General features: G+C 60.6%; 2 protein-coding genes, 1 tRNA gene and 1 pseudogene. 2 read left to right on the top strand and 2 right to left on the bottom strand.

Going from position 1 to position 2,808, the window contains the following annotated elements; translation table 11 throughout:
* Both AAFM29_RS16955 and rlmB read right to left on the bottom strand, forming a co-directional pair.
* Window positions 1–243, bottom strand: a pseudogene (locus AAFM29_RS16955) (hypothetical protein); the annotation flags it as partial.
* Window positions 244–270: 27 nt separating this feature from the next.
* Window positions 271–1,059, bottom strand: a complete 789-nt coding sequence (rlmB, locus tag AAFM29_RS16950; protein ID WP_341713916.1) for a 23S rRNA (guanosine(2251)-2'-O)-methyltransferase RlmB — start codon at window positions 1,057–1,059, stop codon at window positions 271–273.
* 141 nt (window positions 1,060–1,200) lie between these two features.
* On the opposite strand from rlmB, the gene AAFM29_RS16945 reads away from it, so the two are divergent.
* Together AAFM29_RS16945 and AAFM29_RS16940 are read left to right on the top strand one after the other, a co-directional pair.
* Window positions 1,201–1,286, top strand: a tRNA-Tyr gene (locus AAFM29_RS16945).
* A gap of 206 nt (window positions 1,287–1,492) precedes the next feature.
* Window positions 1,493–2,704 (top strand): tyrosine-type recombinase/integrase, encoded by a 1,212-nt coding sequence (locus tag AAFM29_RS16940; RefSeq protein WP_341713915.1) that lies wholly within the window; start codon window positions 1,493–1,495, stop codon window positions 2,702–2,704.
* The last annotated feature ends 104 nt before the right edge of the window (window positions 2,705–2,808 follow it).

The raw sequence follows: 2,808 nt of genomic DNA, 5'->3' as shown, positions 1-2,808 counted from the left end.
GTCTCGCTCCTCAAAGGTTTCGTCGTCGAGGCAGTGGGGGGTGAAGGTTTCTTCCTCGTCGCCCAATTCTCCAAGCTTGCTGAGCGCCAGCATCTGGATCTCTCCGTCGTAACTGTAGGAGAAACTGCCATCCTTCATCAGCGTGAGTTCGCTGGTGAACTTGCCGGGAGAGAACAGGCAACCCGTCAGCATCAGCACACTTGTACCGGCCAGGGCCAGGCCCCGGATCATCTTGAATTCCATCGCTCCCAATCCCCCAGAAAAGAACGCCTAGCGTGTCGCCACCGCATATAGCGAGATCGCAGCAGCATTCGAAACATTCAGGCTTTCGATTTCCTCACCGATCGGCAGCTTGGCCAGCGCGTCGCAGTGCTGCTCGATGTTGTGCCGCATGCCTTCGCCTTCTGCCCCAAGCACGAGCGCAACGGGGCCTTCGGGCAGGGCCTCGGCCAGTGTGGACGTGGCGCCGCCGGTCAGGCCAATCCGCCAGTAGCCGGCCTCTGCCATTTGTTCGAGCGCGCGGGCAAGGTTGACCACGCGTATCCAGGGCAAGATCTCGAGAGCCCCCGATGCCGACTTACCAATCACTCCACCTTCAGGCGGGGCATGGCGATCCTGTGTGACCAGCGCTGCAGCACCAAACGCAGCTGCAGATCGCATGATTGCTCCGACATTGTGTGGATCGGTAACCTGGTCGAGCACCACAATGGGCCGAGCCGGATCGCCATCGAGCACCTCGTCGAGATGGATGTCTTCGAGCGGAGCACATTCTAACACCAGCCCCTGATGCGGTGCATCCTTGGCCACTAGGCGGGCGAGATCGGCGGCATCCGCATACTCAAGCGGGAAATCCTGTGGCAACTCGCCATCGAGCGATTCGATACCCTCGCGGGTGGCCCATAGTTTGCGGTGTACCCGATCGGGGTTCTTGAGCGCAGCCTCGACCGCGTGCCGTCCCCACAAGCGCACCTGTCCAGTGCCGGCACGGCCGCTGCCGCGACCGCCCTTCATCCGACCAGCTCTGCCGCGTAGGGCCTTCTTGCGTTCGCCTTTTGCCATTGGTTTCGTCCTGTATTCCAGCTTGGCTGCGGCCTGTGCCAGTGAGGCCATTGACAGGCAAGCGCCGCTTCGCCAAAGGGGCGCCTCTCGGCACGGGGTCTGACTTCGGATCCCTCGATTTCTTCGTGAAATGGCCCGTGTGGACAGGTGGCCGAGTGGTTAAAGGCAGCAGACTGTAAATCTGCCCGCGCAAGCGTACGCTGGTTCGAATCCAGCCCTGTCCACCACCGCCCCTTCTTTTGGCATCTATCAGCATCCCCAGAAATCCGTGGAAACCCTAGGATTTCTGCGATATACTGCGCCTATTCCGTCCCCAAACAGCCATCGCGATCCAGCCGTATCCGAGGCTTAGTGTGGGGAAGGTGTGGGGAAAGAACTGTGCTTCCCCACACTTGTATGTTCCGGAGCGGCCTACAGAAATGTGGGGAAGGAAATGGGCAAGCTTTCTGCAGTGGCGGTAAAGGCCGCTTTGATGAAACCCGGAACCTATCAAGATGGCGACGGCCTCTTTCTGAAGGTTGGAAAAACCGGCGCGGCGTCATGGCTGCTGCGACTCCAGCAAGAAGGCAAGCGACGGGATATCGGGTTAGGTAGCGCCAAGCTCGTCACGCTGGCGGATGCGCGGGCACTGGCGAACGATCTGCGCAAGGCTGTCAAAGTGGAAAAGCGTGACGTACTGACTGAGCGCAAAGACGAGGCCGCCGCCAAAGTGACCTTTCGCGAAGCCGCTACCCAATACCACTCCGAAAACGAAGCGGGCTGGAAGAGTGATGTCTACACACGCCAGTGGCTGGCCAGTTTGGAGAACTACGCGTTTCCAAGGCTCGGGGATATGCCGACGGGTAGTGTCACTGCGGCGGACATTATCTCGGTCCTCACTCCGATCTGGCAGGAAATCCCAGAAACGGCTCGCCAGGTGCGGAACCGGATTTGCGCGGTTCTGGACTACGCGCATGCCAAGGGCTGGCGCTCAACTGAAGCACCGTCGGGCAATAGCAGCCTAAAGGCGGGGAGGGGCCTGCCACGGCAGATCAAGAAAACCCAGAACCGCAAGGCGATGCCCTATGTCGCCATTCCATCGTTTCTGACCGCACTGAGGCGCAGGCCATCCTTCGGTCGTTTCGCGCTCGATCTCTTGATCCTGACCGGCACGCGCTCGCAGGAGGTCCGACTCGCGACGTGGGACGAATTCGATCTGGAAGAGCGCCTCTGGACGATCCCCGCAGAGCATATGAAGCGCAGCAAGGCACATGTCGTCCCGCTTTCCGAGGCCGCACTAGGTGTCCTTGCAAAGGCGGATGCTTTCAAGGTCGAAGGTGCCGAAGTCGTCTTCTCCGGTGCAACCGGCAAAGCGATGTCCGACATGACGCTGCTCAAGGTGCTGCGCGACATGCAAGAACCCTTTCATGTCCACGGGTTTCGCTCGGCCTTCACGGATTGGGCGGCGAACGCTGGCTTTCCAAATGCGGTGGTCGAGGCTGCGCTGGCCCACAAGACGCCAGATGCGGTGCAGGCGGCGTATCGCCGCACCACCTATCTCGGCACCAAGGAGGATCCCGGTATGCGGGTGAAACTCATGGCGGCATGGGGAGCCTATTGCTCGGGTACAGTCACAGTGAGCGAAGCTCTCGACGCGCATGACTAGCGCAACGCTCTCCGCAAACACACCATCTCCACCGCTGGCGCGCATGGCCCTGCCATGCGCACCTGCCTTCCGGCGAGGATGGGAGGGGGAGGGCAAACCGCAAA

Source organism: Erythrobacter sp. (assembly GCF_038133525.1).
In the GTDB taxonomy this organism is placed as follows: domain Bacteria; phylum Pseudomonadota; class Alphaproteobacteria; order Sphingomonadales; family Sphingomonadaceae; genus Qipengyuania.
This window is presented reverse-complemented; position numbering and strand designations above follow the sequence as displayed.

Excerpts from the sequence above, each read along its gene's own strand:
- rlmB (WP_341713916.1), bottom strand. The coding sequence starts at position 1,059 with ATGGCAAAAGGCGAACGCAAGAAGGCCCTACGCGGCAGAGCTGGTCGG.
- AAFM29_RS16940 (WP_341713915.1), top strand. The coding sequence starts at position 1,493 with ATGGGCAAGCTTTCTGCAGTGGCGGTAAAGGCCGCTTTGATGAAACCC.